10 protein-coding genes and 1 tRNA gene are annotated in these 16,743 nt (G+C 50.4%); 6 read left to right on the plus strand and 5 right to left on the minus strand.

Annotated elements, in window-relative coordinates; genetic code table 11:
* Positions 1-118: 118 nt before the first annotated feature.
* The gene (gene sppA, locus BZG83_RS02860; RefSeq protein WP_077479297.1) at positions 119-2,005 is read right to left on the minus strand and encodes a signal peptide peptidase SppA; all 1,887 of its coding nucleotides are present in this window, start codon (positions 2,003-2,005) and stop codon (positions 119-121) included.
* Positions 2,006-2,219: 214 nt separating this feature from the next.
* Between sppA and BZG83_RS02865 the strand changes: the two genes are divergently transcribed.
* The 3 genes from BZG83_RS02865 (at position 2,220) to BZG83_RS02875 (ending at position 6,945) form a co-directional block, all read left to right on the plus strand.
* Positions 2,220-4,232 carry an NADPH-dependent 2,4-dienoyl-CoA reductase gene (locus BZG83_RS02865; RefSeq protein ID WP_069590026.1) on the plus strand — a complete coding sequence of 671 codons (2,013 nt, stop codon included), beginning with the start codon at positions 2,220-2,222 and terminating at the stop codon, positions 4,230-4,232.
* 113 nt (positions 4,233-4,345) lie between these two features.
* Positions 4,346-4,894 carry an NAD(P)H nitroreductase gene (locus BZG83_RS02870; RefSeq protein WP_069590027.1) on the plus strand — a complete coding sequence of 183 codons (549 nt, stop codon included), beginning with the start codon at positions 4,346-4,348 and terminating at the stop codon, positions 4,892-4,894.
* A gap of 98 nt (positions 4,895-4,992) precedes the next feature.
* Positions 4,993-6,945: a DNA topoisomerase III gene (locus BZG83_RS02875; RefSeq protein ID WP_077479298.1), complete on the plus strand. Its 1,953-nt coding sequence runs from the start codon at positions 4,993-4,995 to the stop codon at positions 6,943-6,945.
* A gap of 10 nt (positions 6,946-6,955) precedes the next feature.
* Here BZG83_RS02875 and BZG83_RS02880 read toward each other — a convergent pair whose 3' ends face one another.
* Complete coding sequence (locus BZG83_RS02880; RefSeq protein ID WP_077479299.1) at positions 6,956-7,714, minus strand: sulfite exporter TauE/SafE family protein; 759 nt, start codon at positions 7,712-7,714, stop codon at positions 6,956-6,958.
* Positions 7,715-7,949: 235 nt separating this feature from the next.
* Here BZG83_RS02880 and BZG83_RS02885 point away from each other — a divergent pair, with 235 nt between their 5' ends.
* Both BZG83_RS02885 and BZG83_RS02890 read left to right on the plus strand, forming a co-directional pair.
* Positions 7,950-10,898 carry a bifunctional diguanylate cyclase/phosphodiesterase gene (locus BZG83_RS02885; protein ID WP_077479300.1) on the plus strand — a complete coding sequence of 983 codons (2,949 nt, stop codon included), beginning with the start codon at positions 7,950-7,952 and terminating at the stop codon, positions 10,896-10,898.
* 118 nt (positions 10,899-11,016) lie between these two features.
* Positions 11,017-13,089 carry an alpha-amylase gene (locus BZG83_RS02890; protein ID WP_077479301.1) on the plus strand — a complete coding sequence of 691 codons (2,073 nt, stop codon included), beginning with the start codon at positions 11,017-11,019 and terminating at the stop codon, positions 13,087-13,089.
* Between the two features lie 43 nt (positions 13,090-13,132).
* On the opposite strand, the gene BZG83_RS02895 is transcribed toward BZG83_RS02890, so the two are convergent.
* The 3 genes from BZG83_RS02895 to BZG83_RS02905 form a co-directional block, all read right to left on the minus strand.
* Positions 13,133-13,209, minus strand: a tRNA-Pro gene (locus tag BZG83_RS02895).
* A gap of 107 nt (positions 13,210-13,316) precedes the next feature.
* Complete coding sequence (locus BZG83_RS02900; RefSeq protein ID WP_077479302.1) at positions 13,317-15,191, minus strand: DUF3413 domain-containing protein; 1,875 nt, start codon at positions 15,189-15,191, stop codon at positions 13,317-13,319.
* A 42-nt stretch (positions 15,192-15,233) separates the two neighbouring features.
* On the minus strand, positions 15,234-15,452 hold the full coding sequence (locus BZG83_RS02905; RefSeq protein WP_069590037.1) for a YejL family protein: 219 nt from the start codon (positions 15,450-15,452) through the stop codon (positions 15,234-15,236).
* Positions 15,453-15,529: 77 nt separating this feature from the next.
* Between BZG83_RS02905 and yejK the strand changes: the two genes are divergently transcribed.
* The gene (gene yejK / locus BZG83_RS02910) at positions 15,530-16,546 is read left to right on the plus strand and encodes a nucleoid-associated protein YejK (RefSeq protein ID WP_077479303.1); all 1,017 of its coding nucleotides are present in this window, start codon (positions 15,530-15,532) and stop codon (positions 16,544-16,546) included.
* Positions 16,547-16,743: the final 197 nt, after the last annotated feature.

Consider the following 16,743-nt stretch of genomic DNA (forward strand, 5'->3'; position numbering starts at 1 on the left):
TAAATGAGCGTGAGCACAGTATACATGTAACCGTTACATGGTTGGTACTGCGTAACCACACAGAATCGAGGAAAACTTTGGGATAAAGCTCCGACCAGAACGGCCGGAGCAAAGCGTGTTACTGATATTGGCAGTTTAAGCAGAACAAGTAACGGCCTTGAGGGTCGTTAAATTGTTCGAGCATTGTTACCGACTGTAACTGCGGTGACGCTAGTAACTGGCTTGCAAACGTCGGGATATTCGCTTGCATGGCTTGGCCAAACACCGACGCGGTTTGGCCGAGCATCTCAGTCATAAACTGCTCAAACGGCGTCAGCGGTTTTTGCATCCAATCCAGCTGGTAGTTTTCCAGGCCCGCCAATTCTGCCGCTTGTGTCACCGCATCATCAAAGTCGCCTAATTGATCGACTAATCCGAATTTCAGCGCGTCGCTACCGGTCCATACGCGACCTTGAGCCACCTTATCTGTTTCTTCCAAAGACAGATTACGGTGCGTGCTAACCAAGGAAATAAAGCGGTGATAACCGTGCTCAATGCCAAGTTGCATGATCTGGCTAACATCGTCAGGCAAGGCGCGGGTCACACCAACTCCCGAGAAGGGGGTTGTGCCTACGCCATCTGTGTGGACACCAATATCTTCCAGCGTGTTCTCAAAGGTGGTGAACAGACTAAAGATACCAATAGAGCCGGTGATGGTAGTTGGCTGCGCTACGATGCGATCCGCGCTGGCTGAGATCCAATAGCCGCCGGAAGCCGCGACGCTAGACATAGAAACCACTACTGGCTTGCCGGCTTCGCGCAGTGCATCGACTTCATTGCGGATAATTTCAGAAGCAAACGCACTACCGCCTGGGCTATCTACACGCAACACAACTGCTTTAACACTGTCGTCAAGGCGTGCATCGCGCAGCATCGCCGCCGTGGTATCACCACCGACGGTGCCCGGACGCTGAACGCCATCCATAATAGGACCACTGGCGACAACGACGGCAATATTATTGTCCCCGGGGATGGTAAAGCGGGATTGAATTTTGGGTAGATAGTCGTAGTAGCTGGTGTACTCAAAACTGTCTTCCCCGTCGCTGCCAAATTTATCGGCAAGATAACGACGGATCTCTTGGCGTGTCATCAACTCATCGACAATGCCAATATGCTTGGAAAGTGACGCAAAATCTCCCCCAAACGCCTCTAATGAGGTAATGAGTGTATCGGCAGACGGAGAGAACATCGTCGCTTCAATGCCACGGTTTTTCGCCACATCGCTTACATACGCGTTCCAGAGCTGGTCGAGCCATGCTTGATTTGCTTCACGCGCTTGGGGAGACATGTCGGTGCGTGTATAGGGTTCGACAAAGGACTTATAGGTGCCGACTCGGAAAACGTGAGTCGAGACATCTAATTTATCGAGCAGATCCTTCCAGTACAGGTTGTAACTGCCATACCCTTGGAGCATCACCATGCCATCTGGTGACATCAGAATTTCGTCAGCATAGCTCGCCAAATAGTACTGGCTTTGGCTGTACATTCCACCGATCGCCACGACCTCTTTACCGCTTTGCTTGAACTCGTCGATAGCTTTGGCGATGTAGCGAAGCTTGGTTAGGCTCGTGGATGGCATATCGCCTAGGCTAAGCACCAACCCGTTAATATCGTCATCCGTCGCGGCATGGCGGATGGTATCGACGATATCAAAGAGTACGTTTTCGGTTTCAATCGGTTGTCCGAGCGCGTTGCGTGAGAGGGTATCGATAGGATCGATACGACGGCGCTGTTCAACAATCGGGCCGTTTATATTCAGTAACAACGCCTGTGGGGCGGGTTCAGCTTGAGTGGCTTTCTTCGCGGTTGTGTCACCGGTTGGCAGCGGCGAGTCGGCGGTTATCGCCCAATAAATGCCCACGATAACAGCAATGAAAAGCACATTTAACAAAAGCTGACGCACGAAACCGATAGCAACCCAAAGCCATCGGAACAAAGATGCAATGAAGCGAAACAGTTTTTTCATACTCTAATCCATCGATATATGTCGCTGATATCCTAGCTGATCACTGCAAGGATCGATAGCCCAAGCTTATCCCGTATCCGACAGAGTGGGGAGGAAAGTCCTACTGAGATCAACTATTCGACAATCGATGTTGCTAGTTTGTAAACGAACGTTTGAAAAACAGTAGCCGACAGCGCTATAGTCTGGTCAGACCACAACAATAAGTGAGCAAGCAATGGAACAGCACTCTTACCCCCATATGCTAGCCCCGCTAGACCTCGGGTTTACAACATTGAAAAACCGCGTTCTGATGGGCTCGATGCATACCGGATTGGAAGAAGCCAATGACGGTTTTAAAAAGCTCGCAGCCTTTTATGCAGAGCGCGCGAAAGGCGACGTTGGCTTAATTGTCACTGGTGGCTTTTCGCCGAACTTTCGCGGTCGATTGACTCCATTTAGCGCACAGTTTAGCTCTGGGCGTGCCGCTCGTACTCATCGAGCCATCACAGATGCGGTACATGCCAATGGCGGAAAGATTGCACTTCAATTGCTTCATGCTGGGCGTTATGCCTTCCATCCGTTTGCCCAAAGTGCTTCCGCAATCCGCGCTCCGATCAGTAAGTTCACGCCTTTTGCCATGAGCGAGAGAGCGATTTGGCGCACGATCAAAGCCTTCGGCCGCAGCGCCGCGCTCGCACGAGAAGCGGGTTATGATGGGGTTGAAATCATGGGATCTGAAGGTTATCTCATCAACCAATTTTTCTGCCATCGTGCCAACCGCCGTTATGATCAATGGGGCGGCTCGGTGGAAAATCGCATGCGTTTTGCCGTGGAAGTCATGCGGGCAGTGAGAAAAGCGGCCGGTGACGATTTTATTGTGATCTTCCGATTATCGATGTTGGATTTGGTCGAGCAAGGCAACACCTTTGACGATGTGGTCGCGCTAGCGAAAGGCCTAGAGCAGGCCGGTGTCACCATTATTAATACTGGTATTGGCTGGCATGAAGCGCGCATTCCAACCATCGCAACGCAAGTTCCTCGCGGCGCCTTTAGTTGGGTGACAGAAAAACTCAAAGGTGAGGTGTCGGTGCCTCTGGTTACCTGCAACCGAATTAATACCCCAGAGGTGGCCGAACAGATTCTCGCCAGCGGTCAGGCTGATATGGTTTCGATGGCACGTCCTTTCTTGGCCGATGCTGCCTTTGTTGCCAAAGCTAAGGCTGGGCAATCGGAGGACATCAATACCTGTATTGCCTGTAACCAAGCGTGCTTGGATCATGTGTTTAAAGGCAAGCGAGCCAGTTGCTTGGTGAACCCGAAAGCTTGTTACGAAACAGAGTTGGTGGCGACGCCAGTTCGGCAAGTGAAAACAGTGGCTGTCGTGGGAGGCGGAATGGCTGGGATCAGCTGTGCCACCGAAGCGGCTGAGCGAGGCCATACAGTGACCTTGTTTGAAAAATCTGATCGCTTGGGTGGGCAGTTTAACTTGGCGATGACCATTCCCGGCAAAGAAGAGTTCCAAGAGACCATTCGCTATTACTTGCGTCGTTTGGAGAAAGCCGGTGTCACCGTCCATCTTAATCACAGTGTTGAGGTCGACACCCTCAGGGAATTCGATGAGGTAGTGGTTGCAACCGGGGTTAAGCCTCGCCGCCCCGCGATTGAGGGCATTGATCATCCTAAGGTGATTGACTATCAAACCTTTATTCGTGAGCAACCTGAGCTGGGGAGTCACATTGCGATTATCGGCGCGGGCGGGATCGGCGTGGATGTGGCCACTATGATCACTGAACCTGCGAATCAACAACTGGACGATTGGTTGAAAGAGTGGGGGATTGATAAAACCATTTCCCACGAAGGGGGATTGTACCCTGCCCATGACACTAAGAGTGACAAGCAAGTATGGGTCCTGCAGCGTCGGGAAGGCCGCGTTGGCAAAGGCCCAGGGAAAACCACGGGTTGGATCCATCGTAAAACTTTGCAAAAACGAGGCGTAAACTTAGTGGGCGGTGTGACCTACCATAAAATTGATGATGGGGGATTACACATCAGCATCAAAGATGAGCCTCATGTCATTCCTGCCGACCAGATTATTCTCTGTGCCGGTCAAGAGTCTGTGAATGCGTTGGCCAAGACACTTGAGTCGGCAGGTTTGCCATTCCATTTGATTGGCGGGGCGGAGCATGCGGGAGAGCTAGACGCTAAACGGGCCATTCGTCAGGGCATTGAAACCGCACTCGCGCTGTAAACCCGTATAAACTGCGCGACTTTGTCGCGCAGTGTCTGTGTTAGCATAAAGCAATCAGTACGATACGCTGCGGTGATACCGTGGCTGCATATACGGGTTACAAGGAAAAGACCATGAACGCACTTGATTTGCTATTACAGCGCCGCTCTATTCCACGTTTAGCCGAGCCAGCGCCAAGCGGCCAAACGTTAGAGAACATTCTWCAAGCTGGATTGCGCGCCCCTGATCATGGCGCATTAACGCCTTGGCAGTTTGTGGTGTGTGAAGGTGAAGGATTAACGCGGCTATCTCAGATTTTAGTGGAGGCCGCGAAAGCCGATGGCGCGGACGATACTGCGATAGAAAAAGCCAAACAAGCACCGTTTCGTGCACCCATGGTCATTGCGGTCATTGCGCGTACACGCTTTCATGAAAAAGTCCCGACGATTGAACAGCATATCTCCGCCGGTTGTGCTACCCAAGCAATGCAAATGGCAGCAGTTGCGCAAGGTTTTCAAGGGTTTTGGCGTACCGGCACCTTTGCCTATCACCCTGTTGTGCGCCAAGCGCTAGATGTAGATGGTGATGATGCGATTGTCGGCTTTTTGTATCTCGGTACTCCAGATTGTGCACCGGCCAATGCACCAACGCGTGATACCAGCAAATACGTGAAGTATCTCTAATTCACTTTTAAAGACCTGTGCATATGTACAGGTTTTTTATTGCGCCCGCCATACGCTTTGCATAACATGTGGTTCATTGCACAGAGTTAGAGAGTGATATGGCGCGCCTATTTATCGCCGAGAAGCCCAGCCTCGGCAGAGCCATTGCCACCGGTTTGTCCAAACCGCAAAAAAACCACAAAGGCTATATCGAAACCGCCAACGGTGATGTGGTGACATGGTGTATCGGCCACTTGCTTGAGCAAGTCGAGCCGGACGCGTATGACAGCCAGTACAAGCAATGGAAGTTAGCACATCTGCCCATCATACCTCAGCAATGGAAACTGCGTCCGCGCAAATCAGCGGCCGGTCAATTAGCGATCGTGAAAAAACTGATCAAGCAGTTTGATCATCTCGTGCATGCCGGCGACCCTGATCGCGAAGGGCAACTACTTGTTGATGAAGTCATTGATTATGCGGGAGTGAGTGCAGCGAAAAAGGCTCGGATTCAGCGCTTGTTAGTCAGCGATCTAAACGTGTCGGCCGTGAAAAAAGCGCTCAGCAAAATGGGTGACAATCACGCCTTTGTTCCGCTGTCCGTATCAGCGTTGGCGCGCTCTCGTGCTGATTGGCTCTATGGGATGAATTTGTCGCGCGCCTACACGTTACTTGGTCAACAAGCGGGCTACCAAGGCGTGTTGTCTGTAGGGCGTGTCCAAACCCCAGTGCTGGGTTTGGTGGTCCGTCGCGATCAAGAAATCGAAGACTTTGTCCCACACCCTTTCTACCAACTCGATGCTCTGTTGCCGTATCAAGGTGAAATGATCCGAGCTAGATGGCAGCCTAGTGACGCGTGCGCGCAATGGCAAGATCCGCAAGGGCGCGTGATTTCTCGCGCGCTGGCCGAAAATGTTGCCAATCGTATTGCTGGCCAACCAGCAAAGGTGACAGAGGCCGAGCGTCAAACCCGCAAGCAGGCTGCGCCGCTGCCCTATAATTTGTCGGCCCTGCAAATTGATGCATCCAAACGGTTTGGCTTTAGTGCGCAAAAAGCGCTAGATATCTGCCAGCAGCTTTACGAGCGACATAAATTGATTACCTATCCGCGTTCGGACTGTCGATACCTGCCTAAGGGCCACTTTGCGGAGGCAGGTAAAGTCGTGCAAGCGATTCGACAAGGGTGCGAACCGCTTATCGATGCGTGCGATCAGGCAGATACCTCTAGAAAGAACAAAGCATGGAACGATGCAAAGGTCGGCGCGCACCATGCCATTATTCCCACCGCAAAAGCGGCGCCTGCTGGGCTTTCTAGTGATGAAGCCAAACTTTACCAGCTCATCGCGCGCCAGTATCTCATGCAATTTTATCCACCGGCGGAATATGCAGAAGGCAAACTGGTGTTTGATATCGCGGGCGGTTGCTTTATTGCCAAAGGAAAAGTCTTGACCATTGCAGGTTGGCGTTCGCTACTGCCGAATACGCAAGTGGCTGAGGCGTCAGCGAGCCCCTTGCCTCACTTACAGCCGGGCGAGCAACTAGTGTGTGAGCGCGGTGAGATAAAAGATTGTATGACAGAACCGCCAGCCGCCTTTACCGAATCGAGCCTGTTGCAGGCGATGACGGGGATCGGTCGCTATGTGCAAGATAAAAAACTGAAGGATATTTTACGAGAAACCGATGGTTTAGGGACTGAAGCAACCCGARCTGGGATCATCGAGTTGTTGCTAAAGCGTGGCTTGTTACTGCGCCAAGGCAAAACCTTACATGCTACACCGAGTGGGAAAGGACTGATTGCCGCGTTGCCGGATAGCGCCACCTATCCAGATATGACCGCGCAATGGGAGCGCCAACTGCAAGACATGGCAGAAAAAAAATGCGCCTATCAACCTTTTATGCATGCATTGACCGAACAATTACAAGGTTYGATTGAGACGGTAAAAACCGCACCGCCACCTACGTCATTGAAGAATTTACCGCCGCCACCTAAGCGTCAATTTACCCGTAAACGTCGCACGGGTGAGAAAACAACGCGGCGCAAGCGTGCACCCAAACGACAAGCGTCTACAGGCTGATGCTATGGGATTAAAACGCATAAGCGGCAATACAGCCCGCCAGCGTCATGACAAACAAAAAGAGTTTGAGCGTCTTTGGATTGGCTGAAATCGCAAACTTGACGGCTACGCGCGCGCCAGTCATGGTGCCGATAGCAAGGAGTAAACCGGGTAGCCAATGCACCAGATCATCGGCGATAAAAACCAGCAGCGATAAGGTGGTGAATGCAAGTGTACAAGCCAGCTTAAGCGCGTTACCGCGCACCAGATCATAATTCAAGGTGCCGCATAAGGCCGCCAGTAACACAAAGCCAACCCCAGCTTGCACAAAGCCACCGTAGAAGCCAGCTAAACATAAACCCAGCCATGCACTCGGTGTGTCTTTCACTTTTTTAATCGGTGTTCCCGGTGGCGGGGTGAGGGTGGTCGGTTTGACTAACATCACCACTGTCATGGTGAGTAGCGTCCCCAGTAAAAGAGGTTTGACCCAGCTGGTGGGCAGCCAAGCGGCGGCAAGTGCGCCAAGTAAGCCACCAATCAGGCTGGGTATCAGCACAGGCCAGATATCTTGCGTATCAAGTTTGTCGTGGCGTTTAAAGCCTGCCATCCCCGAGGCACACTGCAACCACACGCCAACGCGATTGGTCGCATTCGCGACGTCGGCGGGCATCCCCATGACCATTAACGCTGGAAGGGTCAGGTTGGAGCCACCGCCTGCTAAGGTATTTATAATACCGGCAATAAACCCGAGCGCGACCAATATCGCGCCATACTCCATGGTCAGTGTCATCCTTGTCTCCTGATGTCTAAAAAGCCAGCATACCTTACTATGTCAATACGTATTATGCATCGTGCAACGCCTTTGGTGTGTTACTTGATCTGAACCATGTTGTCGGAAACCATTCATCATAAACCGGCCCTAAGTGCTGGCGATTCTACGCGGCGGTTATATAATCCCGTGCTACGCCTGAAGTTGTTCATCATGTTCGCCTAAAAAAGTGGGCGAAATAAGGTTGTATTGCGTCATGCAGCAAGCAGTTCCCTCGGCGCTAGACTCTGTCGCCCGTCGTTCGGCCCGAGTAGGGTTTATATACAATATACTGATTTCTATTATGGTCTTCGTGCTTGTTGTCGCGTCAGTGGAGTTCTGGCTATACCAACAAGAGCATGATAAACAGATAGATAAAGTGCGCGCGGCATTATTGGCCTATCGGTCTCGTATAGAGCTTAACGTGACACAGAACATGGATTTAAGCTACGGCCTAGCAACCTATATCAGTTTAAATCCTGAGCTTACCCAAGAGGCATTTGCCGAGTTCGCGGCGCAATTGATGTCTCAATCTACCCATATTCTTAATTTTGGTGCCGCGCGAAATTGGGTGATTAGTCATGTCTATCCGGAGTCGGTGGGCGAAACTCTGCTTGGTACGGATTATCATGATATCCCGGCACAACTGGAAAGCGTGCGTAACGCCCATGCCTCTGATAAACCCGTCATCTCAGGGCCTGTTGAGCTGCTGCAAGGTGGAACAGCCTTAATCGCGCGACAAAGCATTACCAATGCCCGTAAAAACCTGCCGTGGGGCGTGCTTTCCACGGTGCTAGACATTGAGGCGTTGTTTACCGATAGCTTTACTCAAGGGGAGCGGTTACCCGTTCAAGTTGCCTTAGAAGGGCGCCGACGGCTGACTGAGCCTTTCAAACCTATTTATGGTACGCCGCAAATACATACCCAAGATCCGGTTATCTTGACGATGAGTTTACCATCAGGTCAATGGCGTTTACTTGGGATCCCTGAAGATGGCTGGCACGGTGTGCGTTGGCACCCGAAAGTCTGGCTAATGGGAGTGATTGTACTCGGCTTTTGGCTAGGAGGACTCTACGGTCGTTATAATGCTGGCCGCAGCTTTGCACAGTCAATTGGTCGGGTTGTAGATGATAGCCATCGTTTCCGCAGTATCTTCAAGCGTCATGATGCCGTGATGCTACTGCTGGATGCCAAAAGTGGCGACATTGTCGATGCCAACGACAGTGCGCAACAGTTTTACGGCTATGATCATGCGACGCTGACATCCATGCGGATCAGCGATATTAATACCCATACCGAGAGTGCGTTGCGTCAAAGCCTTTCCCAAGCGCGTCAGCGTGATAAAAACTACTTTATCTTCTCTCACCGTTTGAAAAGCGGTGAGGTGCGTCAGGTTGAGGTGCACTCTTCACCCATCACCATAGGTCATGTCAAATTACTCTTTTCCGTGATCCATGATGTTTCAGAGCGACTTGAGGTTGAGCGTAAGCTGATGCTCAACGCAAAAATCTTCGAACAATCGAGCGAAGGGGTACTGGTGACGGATGCAGACGCCAAGATTGTGGCAGTCAATGGCGGCTTTAGCGCCATTACCGGCTATCAAGAAGAAGATGTTCTAGGAAATGATCCGTCCATTCTTAACTCGGGGCGTCATGATAAAGCCTTTTTCCGCGCAATGTGGGAAGAGGTTGCCCAACAAGGCCGATGGAAAGGAGAAATATGGAATCGGCGCAAAGATGGGGTGGTATATCCACAACTGCTTTCTATCAGTGTGGTGAAGAACGACGCCGGTGAGGTGGTGAATTATGTTGGCGTCTTTTCAGATATCTCCAAGCTGAAAGATTCAGAGAAAAAGCTGATTGATCTCGCGCACTATGATGCACTGACCGGCTTGCCAAATCGCTTACTATTGGCATCTCGCACTAGACAAGCACTCAAGATGCCCATGGGGGCTCATGGCAAACTGGCTCTGATGTTCCTCGACCTTGACCAGTTTAAATTTGTTAATGATAGCCACGGACACGCCGTGGGCGATGAGCTGCTAAAGCTGGTGAGTCAACGCTTGTATGGTTTGTTAAGAGAAGGGGACACCTTAGCGCGACTGGGCGGGGATGAGTTCGTGGTCCTGCGTTTAATTCACAGTGACAAAGCCGCATGCGTCAGTTTGTCCGAAGACATTATTCAGGCGATGAACCGCTTGTTTGTGCTCAGCGGGGGGATTGATGCTCAGATCGGTGTCAGTATCGGTATTGCCCAATACCCAGACAATGCTGCTAATACCGAAGAGCTGCTGACCTTTGCCGATTCTGCGATGTACTTCGCCAAAAAATCGGGTCGCAACACGTATGCGTTTTACAATGATGCGCTAACCGTCGAAGCCAACAATAAATTGCGCTTGGCGGTCGAGCTACGGCAATGCGTGCAAAACGAAGAACTTGAGCTTTTCTATCAGCCACAAGTGGATCTTGTGACCGGTAACATTATTGGTGTCGAGGCACTATTGCGTTGGCACCATCCTGAACGGGGCGTGCTTTCGCCGTTTCATTTTATTGATGTGGCTGAAGAGCGCTCGATTATTCACGACATCACGCAGTGGGTGGTGGAAACCGGGTGTCGTCAGTTAAAACAGTGGCAAGATGCGGGATTGATGGTCTCGTTGGCGGTAAATATCTCACCACGCAATCTGGCCGATATTACCTTTACGCAGGTCGTTGCCGAAGCACTGGAAAAAACGGGCGCCGATCCGCGCTTTCTCGAGTTGGAGATCACCGAAAACACCCTGATTGAAAATCAAGCCAGTGCACTGAAAGTGTTAGAGCAGTTGCGAGAAAAAGGGGTGGGGATTGCGATTGATGATTTCGGGACTGGGTATTCGTCGATGGCCTATTTAAAACGATACCCGATCTCTAAGTTGAAAATCGACCGACACTTTATCAAAGATATCCAAAGTGAAGCACCGGATGAAGAGGAAGTGGCGATCGTGTCTGCGATGATCGCGATGGCCGATAGTCTCGGCATGGGCGTGGTGGCAGAAGGGATTGAAACCACTCACCAACAAGCGATATTGCGTGAGCTAGGCTGTACCTTCGGACAAGGCTTTCTGTATAGCCGCCCGGTGCCCGCAGACGAGATCGCCGAGCTATTCGGCATTGATGAGAGTCTCTGAAAACCGATTAACTCCGCCCTCTATGGTTAGCCCTCACACTTTTGGGGTTGAGAGCCAAGAATGATGTTATGACCTTGCTGTTTTTTTACCCTATGAGAAAACGGCAAGGAGCACGATCATGATCCCCTTATTCTCTTGGCGGCGCATTGCACTGGCTGTGTCGGTTGCCTGTTCAGCTTCGGTGTCTGCAGCGCCACATATCACAGTTTCAACCTCAACCACGCAAACGGATGGGCCGCTTACTGACCAGCATCCCACTGTTTTCTCATTGGGTAAAAATATTTACAAGGTCTCGGTCAGTGGGCTTGATGGTGAATGTGAGGCGACCTCACCCACGCGTGTAAAGTTTAACACGCCAATTCCTTTGTCGTGCCAAGCGGAGAGCCACTTTGAGGTCAATATTCGCTTTGCCGGTGACTATGGTTTCTATTTTGAGCCTAGCACCCACACACTGAGTATTAAGCGAGAACCTAAAAAAACCGCGACCGTGTTTAAACGGCCTTTGCCCGATGTGCAATGCCAAGTTTATCGCGGTGGCCCTGTCACCCTTTCTGTTGGTGAGGCATTCGCGGATGGCACACAACTGACAGAAGCGCTCAGTGGTCAGGTTGTTCGTGTTCGTGACCATCAGGTGACGCTGACCCCAGCATCAAATAGCGGTGGATTGATATTGTTAGCGCCGACCGAGCGCGAACCTCAGGCATTTACCTACCGCAATGCCAATATTTACTTTGTGATGGTTGATCGCTTTCACAATGGCGATCCAAGCAATGATCACAGCTATGGTCGCCATTCCGATAATCAACAGAACATTGGTACTTTCCATGGCGGTGATTTGCAGGGAGTGCTCGAGAAGCTCGATTATATTCAATCACTGGGTACTGACGTGATTTGGCTGTCACCTATTGTCGAGCAGGTACACGGCTTTGTTGGGGGTGGCAGTAAAGGCGCGTTTCCTTTTTATGCTTATCACGGCTACTGGGCGCGAGACTTTACCCAAGTAGACCAAAACTTTGGCGATGATGCGGTGCTGAAAAAACTGGTAGAGGCCGCACATCAACGTGGCATGAAGGTCTTTCTTGATGCAGTGCTTAACCATCCTGGTTACGCCACTTTAGCGGACTTACAACAAGATGGTATTAAGGTGGTCAATGCGGATGCATTACCGGCAAAATGGCAAGATTGGCACCCCAAAAAAGGGCAAAGTTGGCATGACTTTCACCAAGCGGTGGATTATCAAAGCGCAAACTGGCAGCACTGGTGGGGTAAAGATTGGGTACGCGCGGGACTACCGGGCTATGATGCACCGGGCTCCAGCGATCAAACCCTGACCTTGGCAGGGCTTCCCGATTTTAAAACCGAATCGACCAAGTCAGTGACGCCGCCTCAGTGGTTGCTCGACAATCCTGGCACACGTGTAAAAGTCCAAGATGGCTATACGGTTAGTGATTATTTACTTGAGTGGCAAACTCAGTGGGTTGAACGCTTTGGGATAGATGGGTTTCGTGTCGATACGGTTAAACATGTCGACGGTGAGATCTGGCGAGCGCTTAAGCAAAAAGCCAGTGCCGCTTTGGCATCTTGGCGACAGAAGCATCAGCAGTCCGGTGCGCCTTTTTGGATGATGGGAGAAGTGTGGGGCCACAGTGCTTATCGTAGCCCTTATTTCGATCAAGGCTTTGATGCGCTCATCAACTTTGACCTGCAAAAACAGATGGACAAAGGCGCGTACTGTCTCAGCCAAATGGAAGAGACGTATAATGCTTACGCCCAAACGATGCAAAACGAAGCGGATTTTATTCCAGTGAGCTATATGTCGTCACATGATACCGAGCTGTTCTTCAGTCGCTTCAAAGATATGGCGATGCAACGCGGCGCGGCCAATGCACTCTTGCTCTCACCTGGGGCTATTCAAGTGTATTACGGCGATGAGGTTGGCCGAGACTTGGGTCCCTATGGAGATGATTTCCATCAAGGCACGCGTTCTGACATGGTGTGGTCACGTACTCCAGAGCAACAGCGTTTGTTAGCCCATTGGCGTAAGGTCGCTCAGTTTAGGCAGCAGCATCCCGCCGTAGGCGCAGGGATACATCGGGCCATTGCCCAAGACAATGCTTATGTCTTTTCCCGACAGCTAGGTGATGACACCATCGTTGCCGCCTTTGTCGGTCGAACCACAAGCCAACCGTAGAAATGAAAAAGCCCGCCACTCGAAGAGTGGCGGGCGAGAAGATTGGTCGGTCTGACTGGATTTGAACCAGCGACCCCTGACACCCCATGACAGTGCGCTACCAGGCTGCGCTACAGACCGACTAAGCGCTATATTACGAATCACCCTCACAGCTGTCAATTACTCAACGGCATTGTTTTCCTGTTTTTCAATCGTTTGGCTATTAATGCGCCACTTCGAGACTGAAATTAACGGTCATGCTCTTCTGGATGGTAGAAACGCTTCAACTCATGCATGACTTGCATCAAAACAGACAGCTGCGGCTTACCTTCCGGTAAGGGGGTATAGTGTTTGTCATACACTTTATAATTACCGAATTTATCCACTACCGTGGTCTTTTGTGGTTGGACGACCACGATATCACGGCTATCCCCAGCAATAACCCATTTACGCGGGCGATTTTTCAACTCGAACAAATTGGTCCCACTGCTATAGTTTTCAGCCGGTGAACTCACCGACAGCATGGACTCCATCAAAGTGGGAGCCACATCWAGGTGACTACTGTAATTCGTAATTTGTTCTGGGGCTTGGTTTGGCCAATGCATGACCAAGGGCACTTGCAACTGATAACGGCTGTAATTGGTGTTGGAGCCCCAGGTATTTAAACCGGTTTCGTTAAACTCCATACCATGGTTGGACGTGATCATAACCACAGTGTTTTCGAGCTGGCCCGATTGTTTCAAGTCGTCCAATAAAGCGCCAAGCTGGTCATCGATATAGTGCGCGGCGTTGTTGTAACTGTTTTTCAATACCAGCGCCGTTTGGGTATCGACGCCTGCCATCGCGCTATCTAATGACGGTTGGAATGGCTGTGGATAGTCACCGCTTTGCTCGTATTCACTTACGGTGGCGAGCTCCAGATAACCAAACCAAGGCGATGTATCGCGTGCCGCAAGCCATGCTTGCATCTGAGAGACTGCTTCAGCATCGGCCCGCCAAGCGGGAAGATCAGGCTGATCATCGCTTTGTAAGTCGGCGCTAAAGATGCTTTGATAATAAATTGGATTGGTAAAGCCATCGCCACTAAATAGCCCGAGCTGGTAGCGACGATTATTCAATGTATTCATGAGCACCGGTCGCAGGCCTTCGGTGCGTGCACTTTGTGCATAGCTGCCGGGAAGACCATAGAAGAGCCCAAACAGCCCTGCCATGTCGTCATTGCTGCTGCTGAAGTGATTTTTAAACCACAGGTTGTCATTGGCGAAGTGGTAAAGATGCGGCATGGTCACTGGATTGAGCATGTCGGCACGCAGCCCCTCGATCATTACCATCAATAGGTTTTTCTGATATTTACTCGCATCAGGTGCAAACGCGAGTGGCTCCAGCGGATAGCGAATAACCTCGCTATTTTCCTGACCCCGCTGTTCGCGGAGACGTTGGTATTCTTGTCTATCCAGCAAGCCATATTTTTCCATAAAAGTCTTCGCCGTCATCGGGTAGGAGACAGGGAAGGTCGAGCGTTGCGCAGTCACGGGACTATAGATAAAAGCGTCAGCCCAAATATGGATCAGATGGCTAGAAATAAAGCAGATTGCAAACACGGTCGCGACCGGGATCCCGATGCGCTTGCGCGTCAGTTTACGAAGTTTACGCCACACCCATTCTGACATGATTAATTGGAGAATAAAGATAGCTGGCACGGCAACAAAGAGGTATTGCCAGTGTGCATTCATGTCAGTTTTTTCGCCGCTTAACAACAGCTCCCACACCAAGGGGTTAAGATGGAGGTGGAGGGTTTCGTAGGCATAAATATCGAGCAGCAACACCATCATACCCGTGGTCGCCACCAGTACGGCAAACAAGCGCATTAAGCGCTGTGAGGGAATGATAAAACTCGCCGGGAAGATGACCAGTATGTACAACGCAAACACAAGAAAGCCAAAATGGCCGACCCAGTTAAAAATCAGGTACGTTTGTCCTAACAGTGTTTCGGGCCATCCTGACTGGCTGATATAGCGTGTGCCAAGCAACATAGCGGCAATGATGTTAAAAAAGCTAAACCAATGCCCCCAGCTAATCAGCTGAGATACTTTGTCACGATACGATGTTCCGCTATCAACCATACGTCTTTATTCTTCTCTTTTAAGATGCTGCTGCACGGTGCGTTATTGTTTGTCGATAGAAGACAACAACGCTTGGGCGAATTTCTCGGCAAAAGCCTGACGTTGCGCGGCAGGAATATTCTGATTCAGGATATTGGTGGCGACGTTACCGACCACCATGAGCGACAAATCTGTTGACGCATCGTGTTGTTCTAACACGTTGACAACATCACTGATGATGCGTTCCACTTGTTTGTCGTCATACTTTGAAGTTACAGGCATAAATTCGTCTTGTCGTAATAAAACCAAAGCTGCGTATAATAACCCACACTTTAGTCTTACTGAAAATCTTTTCAATCATGAGCCTCACGCTTTCTAACGTAATATTGCATCAAATCGTTAAGCAAGATGATGATTCGCTTAACGTTCATCTTCGTGACGGACCGTTACCGCTCAACGATCAAACTGACAATCTGATGGCCGATGTACATCGGGTATATCACGCAAAAGCAGGCAAAGGGTTTGCTTTATTTGACACTGACAGTGAATTTCAGCAGTGGTTAAAGGAATATCGTGACCAAGCCCTCGACTTTCTCACTTTTTCTGAAAAAGCTGTCGAACGTTTGCGTAATGAACTTGCTAAGTATCCTTTTGCCGACAGCGGTACATTAATCATGGCGCATTATCGTGCGCTTGCGACCGATTATCTGTTTATTGGCGTGGTCGAATCTAAGCACAGTTTGCGGGTGACGGAAGAGCTTGACGTCAACGCGACTGAGTATCTTGACGTGAGTAAGATGGATATTGCGGCGCGGATCGATCTCTCCACGTGGGAAACGGAAGCCGACTCCAATCGATATTTGTCCTTCATCAAAGGCCGAGTCGGGCGCAAAATTGCTGACTTTTTCCTCGACTTCTTGCAAGCGCAAGTGGGCATGGACAGTAAACAGCAAAACCAAGTGTTGATGCAGGCCGTGGAAGATTACTGTGATGATGCGCGTTTGGAAAAAGAAGAAAAGAACGCGTATCGCAAGCAGGTCTTTGATTATTGTAATGATCAACTTAAATCAGGAGATGAAGTGGTAGTGAAAGAGCTTGCTCAAGAACTACCGCCGACGCCTGACGGTGTTGATTTCTACCAGTATGCCAATCAACAAGGTTATGAGCTTGAAGAGCAATTTCCTGCCGATCGGACTACGATGCGAAAGCTTACCAAATTTGTAGGGGCTGGTGGCGGCCTATCGGTAAACTTCGATGCCATGCTGTTAGGTGAACGCGTCTTCTATGACCCAGACACCGATACCCTGACTATCAAAGGCACCCCCCCTAATCTGCGTGATCAACTGCAGCGACGATTAACCAGTCGCGACGACTAATCATCAAGACCAAAGTGATCGATGAGGCTAATCAGTAATGGGTGAATTTCCACCCATTTCTTTTTGGTCCGATCCCGTTTTCGTCGATCCACGCTGAATTGTTCCTGCTTCCTTGTTCACAGATTGACCTTGAGCGCCTAAAACGTAAACGAAACGTTATTTAAACGTCACTCAAATGTCATGAGTGACCTCACTGG

Origin of the sequence: Salinivibrio sp. PR919, from assembly GCF_001995355.1 — a bacterium.
GTDB classification, from domain to species: Bacteria; Pseudomonadota; Gammaproteobacteria; order Enterobacterales; family Vibrionaceae; genus Salinivibrio; species Salinivibrio proteolyticus.

Bases quoted from the DNA above. Each gene is read 5' to 3' on its own strand.
- BZG83_RS02885 (WP_077479300.1), top strand. From the start codon at position 7,950: ATGCAGCAAGCAGTTCCCTCGGCGCTAGACTCTGTCGCCCGTCGTTCG.
- BZG83_RS02880 (WP_077479299.1), bottom strand. From the start codon at position 7,714: ATGACACTGACCATGGAGTATGGCGCGATATTGGTCGCGCTCGGGTTT.
- yejK (WP_077479303.1), top strand. From the start codon at position 15,530: ATGAGCCTCACGCTTTCTAACGTAATATTGCATCAAATCGTTAAGCAA.
- sppA (WP_077479297.1), bottom strand. From the start codon at position 2,005: ATGAAAAAACTGTTTCGCTTCATTGCATCTTTGTTCCGATGGCTTTGG.
- BZG83_RS02905 (WP_069590037.1), bottom strand. From the start codon at position 15,452: ATGCCTGTAACTTCAAAGTATGACGACAAACAAGTGGAACGCATCATC.
- BZG83_RS02865 (WP_069590026.1), top strand. From the start codon at position 2,220: ATGGAACAGCACTCTTACCCCCATATGCTAGCCCCGCTAGACCTCGGG.
- BZG83_RS02890 (WP_077479301.1), top strand. From the start codon at position 11,017: ATGATCCCCTTATTCTCTTGGCGGCGCATTGCACTGGCTGTGTCGGTT.